The 18,264-nt window shown below is 53.5% G+C and carries 20 protein-coding genes and 1 tRNA gene; 12 read left to right on the top strand and 9 right to left on the bottom strand.

The annotated features are described in order from the left end of the window. Positions 1 to 136 precede the first annotated feature (136 nt). From B9Z42_RS01510 to B9Z42_RS01530, 5 genes are all read left to right on the top strand, one after another. Positions 137 to 499, top strand: a complete 363-nt coding sequence (locus tag B9Z42_RS01510; protein ID WP_100131563.1) for a DUF2237 family protein — start codon at positions 137 to 139, stop codon at positions 497 to 499. Next, positions 496 to 1,011: a hypothetical protein gene (locus tag B9Z42_RS01515; RefSeq protein ID WP_100131564.1), complete on the top strand. Its 516-nt coding sequence runs from the start codon at positions 496 to 498 to the stop codon at positions 1,009 to 1,011. Before B9Z42_RS01510 ends, B9Z42_RS01515 begins: the two co-directional genes overlap by 4 nt. A gap of 1 nt (position 1,012) precedes the next feature. Beyond that, on the top strand, positions 1,013 to 1,957 hold the full coding sequence (locus B9Z42_RS01520; RefSeq protein WP_100131565.1) for a LysR family transcriptional regulator: 945 nt from the start codon (positions 1,013 to 1,015) through the stop codon (positions 1,955 to 1,957). 168 nt (positions 1,958 to 2,125) lie between these two features. Further along, entirely contained in the window at positions 2,126 to 3,154 is a 1,029-nt protein-coding gene (locus B9Z42_RS01525) for a tripartite tricarboxylate transporter substrate binding protein (RefSeq protein WP_158235884.1), read from the top strand. A gap of 51 nt (positions 3,155 to 3,205) precedes the next feature. After that, on the top strand, positions 3,206 to 4,819 hold the full coding sequence (locus B9Z42_RS01530) for an arylsulfatase (RefSeq protein WP_100131567.1): 1,614 nt from the start codon (positions 3,206 to 3,208) through the stop codon (positions 4,817 to 4,819). On the opposite strand, the gene B9Z42_RS01535 is transcribed toward B9Z42_RS01530, so the two are convergent. From B9Z42_RS01535 to B9Z42_RS01550, 4 genes are all read right to left on the bottom strand, one after another. Then, complete coding sequence (locus B9Z42_RS01535; protein ID WP_100131568.1) at positions 4,762 to 6,207, bottom strand: HAMP domain-containing sensor histidine kinase; 1,446 nt, start codon at positions 6,205 to 6,207, stop codon at positions 4,762 to 4,764. The genes B9Z42_RS01530 and B9Z42_RS01535 overlap by 58 nt on opposite strands. Before the next feature lie 3 nt (positions 6,208 to 6,210). Then, on the bottom strand, positions 6,211 to 6,891 hold the full coding sequence (locus B9Z42_RS01540) for a response regulator transcription factor (RefSeq protein WP_100131569.1): 681 nt from the start codon (positions 6,889 to 6,891) through the stop codon (positions 6,211 to 6,213). A 206-nt stretch (positions 6,892 to 7,097) separates the two neighbouring features. Continuing rightward, positions 7,098 to 7,946, bottom strand: coding sequence for a hypothetical protein (locus B9Z42_RS01545; RefSeq protein WP_100131570.1), 849 nt, complete (start codon positions 7,944 to 7,946; stop codon positions 7,098 to 7,100). Further along, positions 7,947 to 8,201, bottom strand: a complete 255-nt coding sequence (locus B9Z42_RS01550) for a hypothetical protein (protein WP_233203478.1) — start codon at positions 8,199 to 8,201, stop codon at positions 7,947 to 7,949. It abuts the gene before it with no gap. Between the two features lie 502 nt (positions 8,202 to 8,703). Here B9Z42_RS01550 and B9Z42_RS01555 point away from each other — a divergent pair. The 5 genes from B9Z42_RS01555 (at position 8,704) to B9Z42_RS01575 (ending at position 13,446) form a co-directional block, all read left to right on the top strand. Next, positions 8,704 to 9,648 (top strand): chromate resistance protein ChrB domain-containing protein, encoded by a 945-nt coding sequence (locus tag B9Z42_RS01555; RefSeq protein WP_019428481.1) that lies wholly within the window; start codon positions 8,704 to 8,706, stop codon positions 9,646 to 9,648. After that, the gene (gene chrA, locus B9Z42_RS01560) at positions 9,645 to 11,024 is read left to right on the top strand and encodes a chromate efflux transporter (RefSeq protein WP_019428482.1); all 1,380 of its coding nucleotides are present in this window, start codon (positions 9,645 to 9,647) and stop codon (positions 11,022 to 11,024) included. Before B9Z42_RS01555 ends, chrA begins: the two co-directional genes overlap by 4 nt. Positions 11,025 to 11,064: 40 nt before the next feature. After that, positions 11,065 to 12,003 carry an MBL fold metallo-hydrolase gene (locus B9Z42_RS01565; RefSeq protein ID WP_019428483.1) on the top strand — a complete coding sequence of 313 codons (939 nt, stop codon included), beginning with the start codon at positions 11,065 to 11,067 and terminating at the stop codon, positions 12,001 to 12,003. 112 nt (positions 12,004 to 12,115) lie between these two features. Next, positions 12,116 to 12,967, top strand: coding sequence for a hypothetical protein (locus B9Z42_RS01570; RefSeq protein WP_019428484.1), 852 nt, complete (start codon positions 12,116 to 12,118; stop codon positions 12,965 to 12,967). A gap of 146 nt (positions 12,968 to 13,113) precedes the next feature. Then, a complete protein-coding gene (locus tag B9Z42_RS01575; RefSeq protein ID WP_233203479.1) occupies positions 13,114 to 13,446 on the top strand; it encodes a hypothetical protein in 333 nt (110 codons plus the stop codon). A gap of 71 nt (positions 13,447 to 13,517) precedes the next feature. Here the strand turns inward: B9Z42_RS01575 and B9Z42_RS01580 are convergent. The 4 genes from B9Z42_RS01580 to B9Z42_RS01595 all read right to left on the bottom strand — a co-directional run bounded on the left by B9Z42_RS01580 (position 13,518) and on the right by B9Z42_RS01595 (position 16,382). Continuing rightward, positions 13,518 to 13,607: transfer RNA gene (locus B9Z42_RS01580), tRNA-Ser, on the bottom strand. Positions 13,608 to 13,641: 34 nt separating this feature from the next. After that, the gene (serS, locus tag B9Z42_RS01585; protein WP_100131573.1) at positions 13,642 to 14,964 is read right to left on the bottom strand and encodes a serine--tRNA ligase; all 1,323 of its coding nucleotides are present in this window, start codon (positions 14,962 to 14,964) and stop codon (positions 13,642 to 13,644) included. Next, a complete protein-coding gene (gene ispH / locus B9Z42_RS01590) occupies positions 14,965 to 15,900 on the bottom strand; it encodes a 4-hydroxy-3-methylbut-2-enyl diphosphate reductase (protein ID WP_100131574.1) in 936 nt (311 codons plus the stop codon). 23 nt (positions 15,901 to 15,923) lie between these two features. After that, a complete protein-coding gene (locus tag B9Z42_RS01595) occupies positions 15,924 to 16,382 on the bottom strand; it encodes a peptidylprolyl isomerase (RefSeq protein ID WP_100131575.1) in 459 nt (152 codons plus the stop codon). 90 nt (positions 16,383 to 16,472) lie between these two features. Here B9Z42_RS01595 and radC point away from each other — a divergent pair, with 90 nt between their 5' ends. Both radC and B9Z42_RS01605 read left to right on the top strand, forming a co-directional pair. Further along, positions 16,473 to 17,150 (top strand): DNA repair protein RadC, encoded by a 678-nt coding sequence (gene radC, locus B9Z42_RS01600; protein ID WP_100131814.1) that lies wholly within the window; start codon positions 16,473 to 16,475, stop codon positions 17,148 to 17,150. Then, complete coding sequence (locus tag B9Z42_RS01605) at positions 17,147 to 17,788, top strand: Smr/MutS family protein (protein ID WP_100131576.1); 642 nt, start codon at positions 17,147 to 17,149, stop codon at positions 17,786 to 17,788. Before radC ends, B9Z42_RS01605 begins: the two co-directional genes overlap by 4 nt. Before the next feature lie 38 nt (positions 17,789 to 17,826). Here the strand turns inward: B9Z42_RS01605 and B9Z42_RS01610 are convergent, their stop codons facing one another. After that, a complete protein-coding gene (locus B9Z42_RS01610; RefSeq protein ID WP_100131577.1) occupies positions 17,827 to 18,234 on the bottom strand; it encodes a group II truncated hemoglobin in 408 nt (135 codons plus the stop codon). Positions 18,235 to 18,264 lie beyond the last annotated feature (30 nt).

Below are 18,264 nucleotides of genomic sequence, written 5' to 3' on the forward strand. Positions count from 1 at the left end.
CCAATGTCATCGTCTGAATGCGATCAACTTGGGCACCTTGGAAGGCGCGTTCGTCAAAGACAATGTCTCTGACTGTCGCAGATGCTGGCGCGCGTAGGACGCTGAATCTGCCAAGACCTATTGAAAGTACCCACCCATGAGCCAAGAAGCCCTTAACGTCCTCGGAACGCCCCTGGTTCCTTGCTCCTACGACCCACTCACGGGCTACTACAGAGACGGTTGCTGCAACACCGACGAACACGACCAAGGCAGCCATGTGGTGTGCGCCAAGGTGACGCCAGAATTTTTGGCTTTTTCACTGTCCCGTGGCAATGACCTCATCACCCCAAGACCTGACTACCGATTTGCCGGCTTGAAGCCTGGCGACCGTTGGTGCTTATGCGCCCTGCGGTGGCGGGAAGCGTTTGAGGCAGGCGTGGCGCCGCGCGTGGTGCTCGACAGCACTCACGTCAAGGCGCTTGAATTTGTCACGCTGGAACAGCTGCAGTCTTGCGCATGAAAAAGCGGGTGTCATTGGCGGTGTTAGGCCTGGTCTTGGCCGGCGTGGCGGCATCTCACCTGTCTTGGGAAGAAAAAGACAACGGTTATTTGTTGGTGATCGATGGCCGCGAAGTAGACGTTTTGGGCCAACTGCGCAATGACTGGAACCGTGCCTTGAGAAACTGTACACGCGTGAGTTTTCTGAGCGCACAAGACCCACGCTACTTACAAGCAAAAGCGACCATTCAGGCCTACAGCCCACCCCAATCTAGCTCCGCCCAACTGGCAGGGGTCTGGGCGGCAGGGGACTGGACCTTGGCGGAAGTCGAGTTTGCGCAATTGTTGCCCGCCGTGGTGCTGATGCACACGGTCAACGGCGCCACGGCCATCGTGCCTAGCGCGGTCTGGAGCGGCTACACGCAGCCTTGGAAAGCGGCACCGCACATTCGCCGTTACCTAAGTCAGCAAGGCGGCGCAGCACCGCCTGACTTGTTCGAATGCTTTGAACCCCAATCTGCGTCTTTTCACTGACATGACTTCGCCACTCTCTATCGACCAATGGCAATTGTTTCTTCAAATTGCGGAATGCGGCAGTTTGACAGACACAGCGGCCGCACGCGATGTCGCCCAATCGGCGATCAGCCGCCAGTTGGGGGCGATCGAACGGGCCTGTGATGGCAAGCTCTTCGAGCGAACAGCTCGCGGCGTACGCCTGAACGAAGTGGGTCAACGCCTTTACCCTCGTGTCAAGGCTTGGGTGCAGGCAGGACAACGCCTGACGGAGGATGCAACCGTGATGCATCAGGAACCGGCAGGACTTGTTCGCACTGGCATCATCGACTCTCTGGCCGACGCTTTGTGTGGCCCTATCTATGAAGAGCTAGAGCGCACCTTTCCGAAGGTCAGGCTGCACTTGGTCACGGGTATGAGCGGGCGTGTGTCCGCATGCCTTGAACGTGGCGAGCTAGACATTGCTCTTTTTTCCGAGAACACACGGGGCCGCAGTGGCAAGGGGGACGGCATCGCGACAATGCCCCATGTTCTGATCGGCGCACCCGGTGACCGACTCACGTCGCAAGCGTCGATCCCATTCGACCTGTTGCACGACATTCCCTTGGTGGTGCCTGGACGACCCTATGCGTTTCACCATGTCCTCGAGCATTGGGCCAGCCGTCGGGGCATTCATCTGAACATCAAGCTCGAATGCGACAGCCTCCACCTCCAGAAAAAACTCGTTGCCGCAGGCGGTATTTACGCCATCGTCGGCATGAGTGCCGTCAGCGCTGAAGTGGCACAGCACGCGCTGCAGGCTACCCGCATCGTTCAACCGAGCTTGGACCGCAACATCGTGCTGCGGCTTTCGCCACACGCGGCACCCACAGAGGCCTGCCAGGTCGTTCACGCCGTCATACGCCGGCATGTCGAGCAAGCCTTTCCCTCACTGGCCCAAGGTTTGCCCTTAAGCGCTCGGCCTTGACGCAAATCGATGGATCGGCCGTGGAAAGGCATATCTCCAAAAGCATGGATCTCCTGCTTGTGGAGGCCCTAGCTCAGTGAAAAACCCAACCTAAGATGGCCGAAGTGCCAAACAAAGTGCTAAGAAATGTGCGTCCTTTTTCGGCACATCCATCACGGAGACACCCCCATGAAATTCGTCACTGGCCCATCGCTGTGTGTGAGCGAGGGCTTCACCGAAGTCGCTTTCAAGCGTCGCACGCTACTCGGCGCGGCATCTTTAGGCGTGACTGCCGCGTTGTTGCCCGTAGCAGTTCGCTCGGAGTCTGCCTATCCGAGCAAAGCCGTCACGCTGATTGTTCCGAATCCACCCGGTGGCAACACAGACATCTTGGCCCGTATTTTTTCAGTGCCATTGGCCAAGGCCCTCGGTCAGCCTGTGGTCGTTGAAAACCGCGCTGGTGCAGGAGGCGTGATTGGGATGACAGCTGCTGCCCGCGCCCCCGCTGATGGCCATACGCTCGGGCTTGGCAATTTGAGCGATCTGGTCGTCAGCCGATACGCGCAGCCCAACGTTCCCTACGATCCCGCCAAAGACTTTGTTTCAGTGGCAACCTTGGCCAAGGTCTCCATCGTCGTGACGTGCCTGCCTTCTTTTCCTGCAAAATCGTTCCAAGAATTTTTGGCAATGGCCAAGGCCAACCCCGGCAAATACAAGTGCGGCACGGCGGGCAACGGCACCATGGGTCACCTCTGCCTCGAAGCGTTGCAGGCGGCGGCGGGTCTGGACATCGTCCACGTCCCTTACCGCGGGGGTGCGCCGGCGCTCAATGACTTGCTCGGTGGGCATATCGACTTGTTGATTGACGGCAGCGCCCTGTCACAGGTCAAGGCGGGCAAGCTCAAAGCGCTGGCCGTGACCGCTGAACGCATTCCTGTGCTGCCGAATGTGCCGACGATCGGTGAATCAGGCGTACCCGGGTTCTCGTTTGGCAACTACTGGGGCTTGCTGATGCCGGCCGGCTCGCCTGCCGCTGCCGTCAATCGGGTCAACGCAGAAATCAAACGGCTGTTGGAACAACCTGAAATTCGCCAACAGCTCGAAAGCGCTGGCTTCGCGCCACTTGCATCGACGCCAGTGGAGTATGGCCAAGCCCTGCAAAAGTCGTACGACCAAATGGGTCAAATCGTCAAAAAGGCCAAGATTACCTTCGACTGATCTGGGACACCCCGCGGTGCCTATTCGAGTTGCCTATTGAATCCAAGACCCATGACCAGCAAACCCAACGTACTCCTGATCCTGGCCGATGACATGGGGTTCTCCGACATCGGTTGTTACGGCAGCGAAATTGACACCCCACACATCGACCGGCTGGCGGCCGCGGGTGTGCGCTTCTCTCAGTTCTACAACACCGCCCGTTGCAGCCCTTCCAGGGCGTCGATGCTGACGGGTCTGCACCCGCACCAAACGGGCATCGGCATCCTCACGAAGGACGATCGACCGCACGGCTACCCAGGCTCTCTCAATGACCGCTGTGTCACCGTTGCCGAAATTTTGTCTGCAGCCGGGTATGCGACGTCGCTGGTTGGAAAGTGGCATCTGGCCTCGAACATTCGGCAGCCCAACGATGCGTGGCCCACGCGACGCGGGTTCGATCACTTTTATGGAACGCTCGCAGGTTCGTGCTCGTACTTTCAGCCCGCATCCCTCACCCGCGGGGAGCGCAATGTAGAAGCCGAAGCCACCGAAAAGTCTGATTACTACTACACGGACGCGATCTCGCAGGAAGCCTGCACCTTTGTGCGTGAACAGTCACACGCCCAAAAGCCGTTCTTCATGTACGTCGCCTACACCGCGCCACATTGGCCGCTCCAAGCGAACGAAGAGGACATCGCCAAATACCGTGGTCGTTACGATGAAGGCTGGGATGTGCTGCGTGAACGACGGATGCAGCGATTGCGTGAATCAGGCTTGCTGGCGGACGCCGTGCAGGATTGCGAGCGCGATCCCGAGGAACCCGCCTGGGAACAGGCAGAACACAAAGCTTGGGAAGCGCGACGCATGGAGGTCTATGCAGCCCAAGTGCACCGAATGGATCAGGGCATTGGCGAACTGCTGGCCACGCTTAAACAAACAGGACAACTTGAAAACACGCTGATCTTTTTCTTGTCTGACAACGGGGCCTGCGCCGAAGTTCTTCCGCTGGACGGTAGCGCTGAAGCGTTCAAGAAGCGCAGGCCAGACCTCGATCGCCTGAAGCCACGCCATGGGGGCGATTTGCAGGTCGGCAACGAGCCTTCCATCGTTCCGGGATCGGAAGACACCTATGCCAGCTACGGCCGCGCTTGGGCTAATTTGTCCAACACGCCATTTCGGCTCTACAAGCGCTGGACACATGAGGGCGGCATCGCCACACCCTTGATCGTGCATTGGCCTGCAGGCGGACTGAATAACGGCGCCATCGTTCGAGCACCCTTTCAACTGACCGACATATTGCCAACCATCTTGGAGGCCACGCAGGTTTTGTTGCCTGAGCACGGCAACAACCGAGACATTCCAAAAGGCGAAGGCTGCAGTTTCCTACCTGTTCTGCGTGGCGGCCAGCCGACCGACCACACCTTGTATTGGGAGCACACCGGCAACGCTGCTATCCGGCGCGGTCGCTGGAAATTGGTGCGCGAATACCCCAAACCTTGGGAGCTTTATGACATGGACACCGATCGGGCAGAAAAGACAGACTTAGCCCTGTCGAACCGGGAGGTCGTTCGTGAACTGGTCGCGCAATGGGAGGCATGGGCCGACCGTGTCGGGGTGGTGCCTTGGGATCACGTACTTGCAGGGTACCGCGCAGAGGGCAAGAGCGAGGCAGACGCAGCTGGGTGATCCCGCAATGGGACGGTCAACTTCACCACCACCGTTTGACGTTCGGTCACGACCAAAGTCAAAGTGCCTTCATGCACTTTGGCAATTTCCAAAGAAATACTTAAGCCTAAGCCGACACCATCAATCTTTCGTGTGTGGGATATGTCACCACGGTAAAAGCGGTCAAAAGCATGGGCAGATAAATCAGAGGGTATTTCTACAACTGGGTTTTCAATGGACAACTGAAAATGGCTTGCTGTGCGAATCAACTTGCAATCGACCCACCCTGACCGTTGGTTGAACTTGACCGCATTCGAAAAAAGATTGGTCATCAACTGAGTCATGAGCGTCTTGTCGCAACGCCAGTGGATGCCAGGCTCAATGGAACTAGAGATTTTCAATCCCGATCTGAAATTGAGCGAATCACCCAACAAGTACGTTAAAAACTCACTTAAATCGACATCGGTCAATTCCTTCGCCAATGAGTTTGAATCGGCGCGTGAAAGAAGTAAAAGTTTTTCAGTAATTTCAATCAGGCGCTCGACCTCATCCGACACATTGCGCATACGGACTTGTACTTCTGACCCAGCTGGTAATTCACCAATCATTTGTTCAACATTGCCCCTCAGAATGGCAAGCGGTGTGCGCAATTCATGAGATGCATCTGAAGAAAATCGGCGAGCTCTTAAAAAACTATCGCTTAAACGAATCCGTAGATCTTCATAAACTTGAATTAATCCCGCAAATTCTTTAAATGGAACATTCAACGCCACAGAATTATCAAGGTTTTGGGCTGTTAGCTGAGAAATATTATCTTGGATTGAAATAATGGGACGCATCATCACACTAACCAAATACCAGGTTAGCAGCATCAGCATAAACAATATGGATGGCACAACAAACATTGTAAAACGATCACGGATTTTCCACAAACGCTCCATCATTACATTAATTTTTTCACGTTCAAGCCAAATTTCTTTGTTCTTTTGATGGTCTTGAAATTTCACGCCAAGCCAATACTTTCCATCAACCAATCCACTAGAAAGAATTAAATCATTGTTAGTTATGGCATTTTCATTCAACCAAAATGACTGGTTCTTTAAAAATTTGTAGCACAATGAAGATTTAGCAGCATCAGTAGAAATCTGATTGTCATCACAAAGAATATAAAAATCAGATATTGAATTTAAAATTCCACCTAATTCCATACTTTTAAAACAACTTATAAAACTATCTTGCGGATAAAACTCATTTGCGCAAGATTTCAACGCAACTCCCATCTTTTGATGTATATCTTTCTCTAACTCATTGGTTAACAAAGATTGCGCGATCATCCGATTGGTAAAAATAATTACTACCGTGATTAAAAATACATTTAAAAATATACGTATTTTAAAAGAGTTTTTCATAAATCACTCCTGAACACGCAATCTGTAACCGACGCCACGCACCGACTCAATAGGGGATGGAATGCCAACGGTCGAACTCTCCAGCTTTTGCTTAATTCGACGGACATAAACATCCACCACATTCGTTTCTGGATCGAAGTTAATTTCCCAAACGTTCTTAAGAATTTGCTGCCTAGAGAATATATGACCTGGCGATCGCATTAAAAATGCCAACAAGTTAAATTCGCGCTGACTCAGCACTGCTGTGACGTCAAACCACTTAGCTTTGTGAGTGACCACATCTAAGCTGAGATGACCAACCGCTATGAGCTTCACAGTGTCAGGCATCTTGCGATTCATCACAGCCTTGATGCGCGCAATTAACTCTTCAACAAAAAATGGTTTTGGCAAATAATCATCTGCACCCATTTCAAAGCCCCTCAAACGATCCGTCAGATCAACTTTGGCACTCAGGATGATGATGGGCGTTGTGTTTCCCTCAGATTTCGCGCGCTTCAAAACATCAAACCCATTGAGCTTAGGCAACATCAAGTCTAATATCACCAAATCATATTCATTGGTCATGATGGCAACCAGGCCAAGCTCTCCATCCTCTACAAGGCTCACCTCATAACCTGCAGAAACCAAGCCCTTGACAACGAATTCAGCAATTTTGCTTTCATCTTCAATCAGTAAAATTTTCAAAATTTTTATCCCTTACTGCGTTAGATCAAGCATGGTGTTAGTTGCTATCTTTGTTCGAAATTGAATGACGATAAAGTAGGTCAGGTGTGGCTGTTGAACAAAGGAATCCGTTTTCTTGGTCTTTGGTGTGAAAGCAATGCAAACTCCCACAAACACCATACATCCCTACAATGAGTGTGCAGATGGCAACTAATTGAAGGGCTATTTTAATATTGACTTTCATTCATCTCGCCGCTTTTAAATGCTGCACCATTATCCGCAACGATGATTTTGTCTAGCTCGTAACTAAAGAAAAATAAAAAATTATCAAAAAGTCTGAGTGGCACCCCATCTTTGAAATCTATCTTGTGGTGCGTCAATGCAAAATTATCGCCCTCATCTGAAATCAACTTCCATTTCAATGGGGAAAAACTTTCCATATATTCATTGAAGTTGAATTTAATTTGGCTATTTGCCCAATCAATAAATTTCATAGCTAATGCATTTTCATCCTTCAAAAAATCAAGGCGACCGATGAGATTCATCACTTTATCTTTTTTATTTACCATGATCATAATTGGATGGGGAAGTCCTTCAACGACATGGATCAAATCACCCTCCTCAAGGAGGACTCGATACCGCTTCCTTTTCAAGTAAACCTCGAGAAATTCAGATGTGAAATCTTTACTTCCAATCAATGAGGGGGCCATCTCATCTTTTAGGCTTCTTATCTCCTCTGTGAGATACAACAAGTCATGCATGATCTTGTCGCCCACTTGGGCCTTGTAACCGTGTTTTTTCAAACACTGCAAGAAGCAACTACAAACCTCATCAAATTGATGCACACTAATTTTGGCGGAATCAATAGCTGTGCGAACTGGGTTTAATCTGTAATCTGATGCTTGCTTTGGGAAAATATATTGTGAATATTTGCATATTCCGTCAATAAACACTTCTTTTCTGGTGAACTTTAGATAGTGACTCGCATACTCATTGCTGCATACTTTGTCATGCATTTCACCCAAAATTAATTTGAATTTCGGATTGTTCAGAAAATCGTGTGTGGGAAGTTGCATTTAATTTGACAACCACTTGCTGACTTTGGTGGACTTTTTTTGGTCTACAGGTATATTGATCGCTTCCTCAGAGTAGCGAGCAGATGTGAGTTTATCTTGAAAATCTTTGATCGTAAATTTATGCATGATGCATAATTTCTTGATCAAATCTAAATCAGCACTGCGTTTTTCAGAAAGCTTCTTGTTTATTATTTGGCTAAGTTCAGCTTGCTGACGTAACAACTCATCCATCTCATCTATTTTTGAATTTTCCATAGCGAGTCCTTGAAGTTTTCTACAGGTTCTCACTCTATCTTTTTCAACGTTTTGAAAAATTAATTTTCTTTCATCTGTCGGTTTATGAATATTCTTTAATTTTTTCACCAATTAAAAATTGAATTTTATTTAATTATTTAAATAGATGATTAAATCTTATGCATTTTTAGAGACGAAAAAAAACCCTAAGAGATGTAATCACTTAGGGTTCTTGACTGGCGGAGCAGAACATGCTTCATCACAAACCGCCTAAGTTTCCCAAGGACAAGCCGATTAAGCACTTGGGGTTTAAGTCTGCATTCTAAATGTTGAGACATCTTCTTGTTAAAAGAGTTTTCAGAACATCTGTGTTGAAGTTATCCAGAATTTGAAGCTGATAGGTCGCTCCACTGTGCCCTTTCGACCCAAAGCGGACGTTTGCTCATCCAATAAAAGTTTATTAATTTAACCTCCAGTTTTTTGATGTGTATACCTCGAAGTTTGAGGCATATACTTCAAACTTATGTGGAGCGCTCTTTTTCTCACCCTGCCAACGCAACCGAAGGCAATTCGCCTGCGCATTTGGCGTGCGCTCAAAACTCTTGGGTGCCCTTCATTGCGTGATGGCGTTTATTTGCTGCCTGAGTCTCACGCTGAATTGTTCGATCCGCTAGTTTCTGAGGTACGCGAGAACGGTGGTCAGGCGCATGTGCTGCAACTTTCAACTCATGACGAAGCAATGCGCACCGAAGTGCTAGCCTTGTTTGACCGCACCAAATCTTATGCCGAATGGCATGTTGAAGTGGAGGCGCTGAACGCCTTACTCCCGGGACTTGACGAAACTGAAGCTAGGCGTCGCTGGCGGGGGGTCACAGAATCACTGCAAGTGTTGCGCCGTCTTGATTACTACCCTGGCGCTGCCGCCCAACAGGCACAAGCTGAACTTGATGATTTGCGCCAAACTCTTGACACTCGATTTTCAAAGGGTGAGCCGAAGGCGCAGCCAAGTCATGGCATCGCGCGCCTTGACTCTCTCAAATTCAAGGGAAAGCGCTGGGCGACACGTTCTCGCCCTTGGGTAGATCGCCTGGCTTGCGCTTGGCTAATTCGTCGCTTCATTGACCCAGAAGCATCTTTTATTTGGCTTGCCGACCCTGCGGGTGCGACACCTCCACCGCGCGGCGTTTTGGGATTTGACTTTGACGGTGCCCGATTCACACATATTGGCTCGCGCGTGAGCTTTGAGGTATTGGCGGCGAGCTTCGGATTGGATTCGGATCAGCAGCTGCAGCGAATTGCCCGTGCTGTTCATTTTCTGGACGTTGGCGGAATTCCCGTTGCAGAGGCAGCTGGACTGGAACTCGTTTTGGCAGGACTGCGGGAGGTCCACACCAACGATGATGCTCTGGCTCAAGCAGCTGCCCTGGTCTTTGATGCGCTCTATGCCGCCCCAGGAATATCTGAATGAACCTCGATCCCGTCACATCAAAAATTCCCACCGAACCCGATATGCCACCCGCGCCGGTGAGCTTTGGCGAGGCCTTTCGTTTTTGGCTCAAGCTTGGCTTTGTCAGCTTCGGTGGCCCAGCCGGGCAGATTGCCATCATGCACACTGAGCTGGTGGAGCGCAGGCGCTGGATCAGCGAGCAGCGTTTTTTGCACGCACTGAACTACTGCATGCTTCTCCCAGGCCCGGAGGCGCAGCAACTTGCCACCTATATCGGCTGGCTCATGCACCGTACATGGGGCGGTATCGTCGCTGGCGCACTGTTTGTGTTGCCCTCGCTTTTCATCCTGATCACACTGAGCTGGATTTACCTGCGCTTTGGCGACGTTCCGCTGGTAGCCGGTATCTTCTATGGACTCAAGCCCGCAGTGACTGCGCTGGTACTGCACGCCGCCCATCGCATTGGAACAAGGGCGTTGAAAAATCGTTGGATGTGGGCCATAGCCGCAGCTTCGTTCATCGCGATTTTTGCATTTGACACACCGTTTCCAGCCATCGTTCTCGCAGCTGCTTTGGTCGGTTGGTTGGGCTCGCGACGCTGGCCCGATGTTTTTACTCTCGGCGGCGGACATGGCTCAAACAAAACCAGTTATGGCCCCGCACTGATCGACGACCATACGCCTACACCTTTGCACGCAAAGTTTTCTCGGGCCAGACTTTTGAAAGTTCTCCTTGTAGGTCTCGGGCTGTGGTTGCTGGCGATGGTGACACTGATCGCGGTCAACGGCCTGGAGGGCACTTTGACGCAAATGGGCTGGTTTTTCACCAAAGCAGCACTACTGACTTTCGGCGGAGCCTATGCCGTCTTGCCCTACGTCTATCAAGGGGCAGTCGACACCCACCAGTGGCTTAGCGGTCCGCAAATGATCGATGGCCTGGCCCTGGGCGAAACAACGCCGGGCCCGCTGATCATGGTGGTTGCCTTTGTCGGCTTTCTGGGTGGCTGGTTGAAAGAGGTATCAGGCCCGGACGCCCTGTTTCTGGGTGGGGCGTTGGCCGCTACCGTGGTGACTTTTTTTACCTTCCTGCCCTCATTCATCTTCATTTTGGCCGGTGGTCCGGTGGTCGAGGCCACCCACGGTAAGCTGGGATTCACCGCACCCCTGTCAGCGATCACGGCGGCGGTGGTGGGCGTGATCTTGAATCTGGCCATGTTTTTTGCCCACCATGTCCTCTGGCCCCAAGGATTCGAGGGAAGGTTCGATCTGATGTCGGCTTTAATTGCCGCTGGTGCTGCAGTGGCGCTCTTTCGCTTCAAGGTTGGCGTCATGACGCTGCTGACAGGTAGTGCTCTGGTTGGCTTGGCGGTGTCCTGGCTGTTCCCCCTGCTGGGCTGAGGGATACAGGTCATCGATATTTTGTGATGGAGAGTTAAAGATGTTCATGATGTCGCGCCGGGTTTTGACTCGGCTGTTGGTGAGTTTTTTTGCAGTCCAGACGATGTGGGCATCGGCTGTGGAGGTTCGCTTTGAGCCCGTGGCGGACGGCGTTTACGCTTACGTGGGCGATATCGGCGGTCGAACGGTGGCCAACCAGGGCCTGAATGCTAACCTTGGGCTGGTCCTTACATCAGGCGGTGCCGTACTGATTGACAGTGGTTCGACGTTTCAAACCGCTCGTGCCATCCACGAAGCAGTGCGCCGAGTGACACAGCAGCCCGTACGCTGGGTCATCAACACGGGCGGACAGGATCATCGATGGCTGGGCAATGGCTACTTCAAGGCACAAGGGGCTGAGTTGATTGCCCACGCTGCAGCTGTGCCGGACATGCGCTCGCGCGGCGGCGATCAGTTCGCTGCACTTCGCACCTTACTGGGACCTGCTGCAGATGGAACGGAGCTGAGCTTTCCCAGCAGACTGCTGCAGGGGCCTGAAGCGCGATTGGAGCTCGGCGGTACCGTTTTCGAGTTTCGCCATCGCGGGGGTGGCCACACTCCTGGCGACTTGATGGTGTGGCTGCCCCACGTCCAAGTGGCTTTCTCGGGTGACATTGTTTATGTGGACCGTTTGCTGTCAGTTTTGCCTGTGAGCAGCACGCGGGCATGGGTAGAGGCCCTCAACGCTTTGGCTCAATGGAATCCAAAACGCATTGTTCCAGGGCATGGGCGCATCACTGACAGCAAAACAGCCAAGGCACAAAGCCACGATTATTTGCAAGCCATGCGTTCACACATGCAACGCGCTGTGGAGCAAGGTGTAGACATTAGCGAAGCGGTCAAGTCATTCAACGTCAAGCCTTTCATGAACCTGGCAAACGCAGCTGAGTTGCACCCGGGAAACGCCAGCCGCACCTACCTTGAGGTCGAGCGTGAGTAATGTGGTCGCTGTTGTGGAGCATTCGTCGAAATTGCACTTTACGAGTTAGGGATCTCGTGGGGATGGAAATTTACGAATGGTCTTTTGATCCAGACAGTGTTTTTTGAAACACATGCTGGCAGTTGATCGCCCGAACGTCGTTGCAGTTTTGTTCAGCTTGGCATTGCATGCTGCAGTCTTGGCGTTGGTCAGCGGTTATCAGTTCGGCTTCCGTAGTGCCGACAAAGAATCTTCCCCAAGTCGAATCGTCTTCATGCAGGTGTTGCCACCACCGCAAGATGACCTACCCATGGGGAGCCAGGAACTTTCGCCAGCGATCGATTCACCAAACCCAACAGCACTCGGCATTGCCCCAATCACTGAGTCGACAGACAGGTCACCGCCAGCCAAAGAGCCAGCCACCATGGAAGCGCCTTCAGCGCCAACAGCAGAAGAATGGGCTTTTGCGGGAAGTTACACAAACAAAAACAGCAAAGGCTATCGGTACAACTGGGGCCAACAGGTGCGCAGCATGATGGGTACTGTTGTCGAAGGGCCTGATCAAGGTTACGTTCGTTTCAGGATTGAAATTGCACCCGACGGGACACTGGCCAAGTTGGAAACCATTTGGACGACGTCCGCAGTGGCCGAGCAACTGGCGCGCAAGGCGGTTGAAAACATGCCGTCACTGCCGCCGACCCCAACAGGAAAGCCGCTTATTTTTGAGAAAACAATCTCGTTCACGCCGTTTGCTTCTGACGGTCCACCGAGTTACAAAGATGACTGCTTGCCGGATCCGCCTGTTTTTCGAAACCCGTTTGCGTGGGATGGCAAATCACCACAAACGGTGGCAACTCCACCAAAGGCTGAAAAGCTCGATCCACAAGCCATGGAGGATTGCCTCAGACAGTTGCCAAGAGACTCTATTGAAGCCGAAATGGCACGTGATAGACGTGAGATGGAACGATGGGGTTGGAATAAGTAAATCTGAACTTGTTAGCAATTCAAAACATCGTCAGAAGCTAATGCTTACCCGTGGGATGCACCAATCCACCCCGCTGAGAAAAAAGCACAGCCAACCGGTATGAACCTATATGAAACCACTACATATAGGCATCAAGGAGCAAGTCCATGGCTACTAACAACACCTCATCTTCGAACCCACTGGCTGAAAAAATGGGCGACGTGCTGGACGCCCTGTCCAGTGGCATCGCCAAAACCGCAGCCAACGAACCCAAGTTCGAGCCCCAACTCCTGGTTCCAGAGGTCCCGGCCGAACCTGCCCGCCAACTCCTGAGCGAAACAATGCTTGCCGATCGTTGGGTGTGTTCAGTCGCACGCCTTCAGCGCTGGCGTACCGTCGGCGAGGGCCCGCAGTACTTGAAGATCGTAGGGAAAGTTTTGTACCGGCTCAAAGACATTGAGGCCTATGAAGAAGCCTGTCTGATCCGGAAGGTGTTCTAGCGGCGCACCCAAGGAGGCCCCGAACGGGTTGTAAATTGTTCGAACGACTTGGAATCAGTTCGAAATAGTCTTGGCGGAGAGGGAGGGATTCGAACCCTCGGTAGGATCGCTCCTACGCCTGATTTCGAGTCAGGTACATTCGACCACTCTGCCACCTCTCCTGATGCGGTTCGTTTTGTCGAAGCGAGTATTCTATCAGGCGCGCAAGACCTCAAGCCCGCCCATGTAAGGGCGCAGCGCGGCAGGAACGCGAATGCTGCCATCGGCTTGTTGGTGGTTCTCCAGAACCGCCACCAAGGTACGGCCCACAGCCAAACCCGAACCGTTCAAGGTGTGCACCAACTCGTTTTTACCTTGCGCGTTTTTGAAGCGCGCTTGCAAGCGGCGGGCTTGGAAGGTTTCGCAGTTTGAGACCGAGCTGATTTCACGGTAGGTGTTTTGCGCAGGCAACCACACCTCCAAATCATGGGTTTTGGTGGCACCAAAGCCCATGTCGCCGGTGCACAGCGCCATCACGCGGTAAGGCAGTTCTAACTTTTTCAACACGGCTTCGGCGTGGCCGGTCATGTCGTCCAAGGCTTGGTAGCTGTGGTCGGGGTGCACGATTTGGACCATCTCCACTTTGTCGAACTGGTGCTGGCGAATCAAGCCACGCGTGTCGCGCCCTGCACTACCGGCTTCAGAGCGAAAGCATGGGGTGTGCGCTGTGAGTTTGATGGGCAATTCAGCCTCGGCAACGATGACGTCGCGCACGAAGTTGGTCAGCGGCACTTCGCTGGTGGGAATCAAATACAGCTCGGTGCTTTCCCCGCTGGCCACGCCGTCTTGGCCGCCTTTTTTGGCGGCAAACAAGTCTTCTTCAAACTTGGGCAACTGGCCTGTGCCTCTGAGGCTGTCGGCGTTGACGATGTAGGGCGTGTAGCACTCGGTATAGCCGTGCTCTTGGGTTTGCACGTCCAACATGAACTGCGCGAGTGCGCGGTGCATGCGGGCAATGGGGCCCTTCATCACGGTGAAGCGCGAGCCGGTCAGCTTGACGCCCATTTCAAAGTCGAGGCCAAGAGGCTCGCCCAAGTCCACATGGTCTTTCGGTGTGAAGCTCAACGCAGCAGGTTCGGTGCCCACAGGGCTCCAACGGCGCAACTCGACGTTGCCGTGTTCGTCAGCGCCCACAGGCACGCTGTCGTGCGGCAAGTTCGGCACGGCCAGCAACAGGGCTTGCAATTCGGCCTGCAAGGCGTCAAGGCGCACAGCAGAGCTTTCGAGCTCGGTTTTGAGGTCAGCCACTTGCGCCATGACAGCGTCCGCGTTTTCGCCTTTGGCCTTGAGCATGCCGATTTGCTTAGACAGCGTATTGCGGCTGGACTGCAACTCTTCGGTGCGGGTTTGGAGGGTTTTGCGCTCAGCCTCTAAGGCCTGATACGCCTCCACATTCAAAAAGGCTTGCGGGGTTTTGCGGGTTTCGAGTTTGGCAATGACGCTGGGCAAGTCACGGCGCAACTGGGTGATGTCTAACATTTACTTCAATCCTTTGGGAAGCGGGAATTTGATGGTTTCTTCAACCCCATCCAAGGTTCGCACCGACACGGCACCCAAGGCACGAAGTCGGGTGATGACTTGCTGCACCAAGATGTCGGGGGCCGACGCACCGGCGGTCAAACCCACACGGGTCTTGCCTTCAAACCACGCGGTTTGAAGCTCTTCGGCGCTGTCGATCATGTAACTTTGGGCGCCGTAGCGCTGGGCCACATCGCGCAAACGGTTGCTGTTGGAGCTAGAAGGGCTGCCCACGACGATGACCAAATCCACCTCGGCGCTCAGCACCTTCACAGCGTCTTGGCGGTTTTGGGTGGCGTAGCAGATGTCTTGCATCTTGGGTCGACGGATGCTGGGAAACCGTGCCACCACCGCCTCGGTGATGTGCGCAGCATCGTCCACGCTCAAGGTGGTTTGGGTGACCACGGCCAAGCGCTCGGTTTGCTTAGGGTTGACGTGCGCCACATCGGCCACATCTTCAACCAAGTAAATACCGTCGAGCAACTGGCCCATGGTGCCCTCTACTTCGGGATGCCCCTTGTGGCCAATCATGATGAACTCAAAGCCCTCTTTGTGCAGTTTGGCCACTTCAACGTGAACCTTGCTCACCAGCGGGCAGGTGGCATCAAACACGGTGAAGCCACGACGTTCTGCCTCCGCCTCGACCGACTTGGGCACGCCATGCGCGCTGAAGACCAAGGTGGCACCGGGCGGCACATCGGCCAAGTCTTCGATGAAGATGGCGCCGCGGCTTTTCAGGTTGTCCACCACGTAGGTGTTGTGCACGATCTCGTGGCGCACATACACGGGCGAGCCATATTTGGCCAGTGCGCGCTCCACAATTTCAATGGCACGGTCCACACCCGCACAAAAGCCGCGTGGTTCGGCAAGGATGATTTCTTGAAGAATGCTGGTCATAAAACTGCTTCTTTAAAGGGCGGTTACAAAATGCCGATGACGTGCACTTCAAACGTCACGGGTTGATTGGCCAAGGGGTGGTTGAAGTCAAACAGCACCGCGTCGTCGCTGACTTGCTGCACGGCACCGGCAAAAGAACCTTGGTCATTCGGGGCAGGAAACTGAACCACATCGCCCACAGCGTATTGCTCGTCAGGGTCGCCAAATTCTTTCAGCAAGCTCTTGCTGACCCACTGCTGCATGTCGGGGTTGCGCTCGCCAAACGCGGCGCCCGCAGGCAGCTCAAACGTGATGCGCGTGCCCTCAGCCAAGCCCAACAACTGCTGCTCCAACGCGGGTGACAACTCGCCCGAACCGAGCGACAAGGTGGCTGGTTTATCGTTGAAAGTGTTGATGACATCGCCTTGCGGTCCCGAAAGCCGGTAGTGCAGCGTTAAAAATGAAGCCGGGCCGATGGTAGGGTGGTCGTTGGATGCTGACATGAGACTCTCTATGAACTGAGGTCTATTGTAGAAAGCTCCAGCCTTGTCACCTGCACCCCCTTCCACGAGAGCTACGCCATGACCGAACCTGTGTCGATTCAGCAACTTCCCCTCGACATGCGCCCGCGCGAGAAGCTGCTCAAACACGGCGCCTCCGCCTTGACCGACACCGAACTGCTGGCCTTGTTTTTGCGCACCGGCATCAAAGGCAAAAGTGTGTTCGTGATGTCGCAAGAACTACTGGACCGCTTCAAGGGCTTTGCCGGCCTGATTCACGCCAGCGCAGCCGAGCTGAAAACCTTCAAAGGCATGGGCGGCGACGCCAAACGCTCGCAATTGGTGGCGGTGCTTGAGATGGCGCGGCGTGCGTTGACCCAACAATTAACTGAAACCACCGTGATGAATTCACCCAATGCGGTGAAACAATACTTACAACTTGAATTAGCGCAACTCAAACACGAGGTCTTTGCCGTTTTGTTCCTTGACGCCCACAACCGCCTGTTGTCCTACCAGCCCATGTTTCGCGGCTCGTTGTCGCAAACCATGGTCTACCCGAGAGAAGTCGCCAAAACGGCGCTCTTGCTCGGGGCCGACGGCGTGGTGTTGGCGCACAACCACCCCGGCGGCACCGTCAAACCCTCACAAGCCGACATGAAGCTCACCCGCACCTTGCAAGAATCTTTGGCCTTGATCGATGTGACCGTGCGTGACCACATCATCGTGGCGCAAGGCAAATACCTGTCGATGGCTGAAGAAGGGTTGCTGTGAAAGTCAAATCGCTGCAAGACCTGGCCGCCATACGCAAGCAGGTGAACGACGCCGCACTGGCCGCTGCAGCCGCCGAAAAAGCCCGTATCGAAGCCACTCAAAAAGCTGAGGCTGAACGACATATGTTTGTGCGCGCGGTGGGTGCCGTCAAACCCATTCCTGTCAAAGCGCGCGTACTCAACCTCAGCAAACGCCCCGAGCCCCGCCCCTTGCAACAAGACTTGGACGACCAAGCAGCGTTGCAGGAGAGCATGAGCGACGAATTCGACGTGAGCACCTTGCTAGACGTAGATGACCAACTCAGCTTCCGACGCCCCGGCATTGGCACCGACATCACCCGCAAGCTGCGCAAAGGCGAATGGAGCCTACAAGGCCAGCTGGACCTGCACGGCCTGCGCAGCGACGAAGCACGCGAAGCACTGGGTCAATTTGTGCGCGATGCCAAACGCATGGGCTGGCGGTGTGTGCGCGTGGTGCACGGCAAAGGCTTGGGCTCGCCCGGCAAAGAGCCGGTCTTAAAGAGCAAAGTGCAACGCTGGTTGGTGCAAAAAAACGAGGTGCTGGCCTTTGTGCAGGCCAAACCATCTGACGGCGGCGCGGGGGCCTTGGTGGTGTTGCTGGGGCCTAGCAACGTTTGAAGCGGCAAAAGCTGCTGCTGGGTGCGAGGCGGCGAAGTTTAAGCACCGCCCTTGTTTCGCATCCAATCCGCCGTTTGGAAAAAACTGGTTTTCAGACGGCTGCGTAATTCTTCAGGCACACCCGTCTCGCCCATGGCTTGGTCCATGCAAGCCAGCCATTGGTCGCGCTCTTTGATGCCAATCGAAAACGGCATGTGCCGCATGCGTAAGCGCGGGTGGCCGTGCTTTTCGATGTAGTAGTCGGGCCCGCCCAACCAACCACACAAGAACATGAACAAGCGCTCACGGGCGTTGGCTAGTTCAGGGCCATGGGCAGCGCGCAACTCGGTGTAGCCGGGTTCTAAGTCCATCAAGTCGTAAAAGCGGTCGACCAAGTCGCGTACATGGGCCTCACCCCCCATCCATTCAAACGGGGTGCCAGCGGGTGTTTGTTCTTCAGTTTGCATAGGTCAATTTTCAATCAAAGGACTGGCTAA

It is taken from the genome of Limnohabitans sp. B9-3 (genome assembly GCF_002778325.1).
In the GTDB taxonomy this organism is placed as follows: domain Bacteria; phylum Pseudomonadota; class Gammaproteobacteria; order Burkholderiales; family Burkholderiaceae_C; genus Limnohabitans; species Limnohabitans kasalickyi.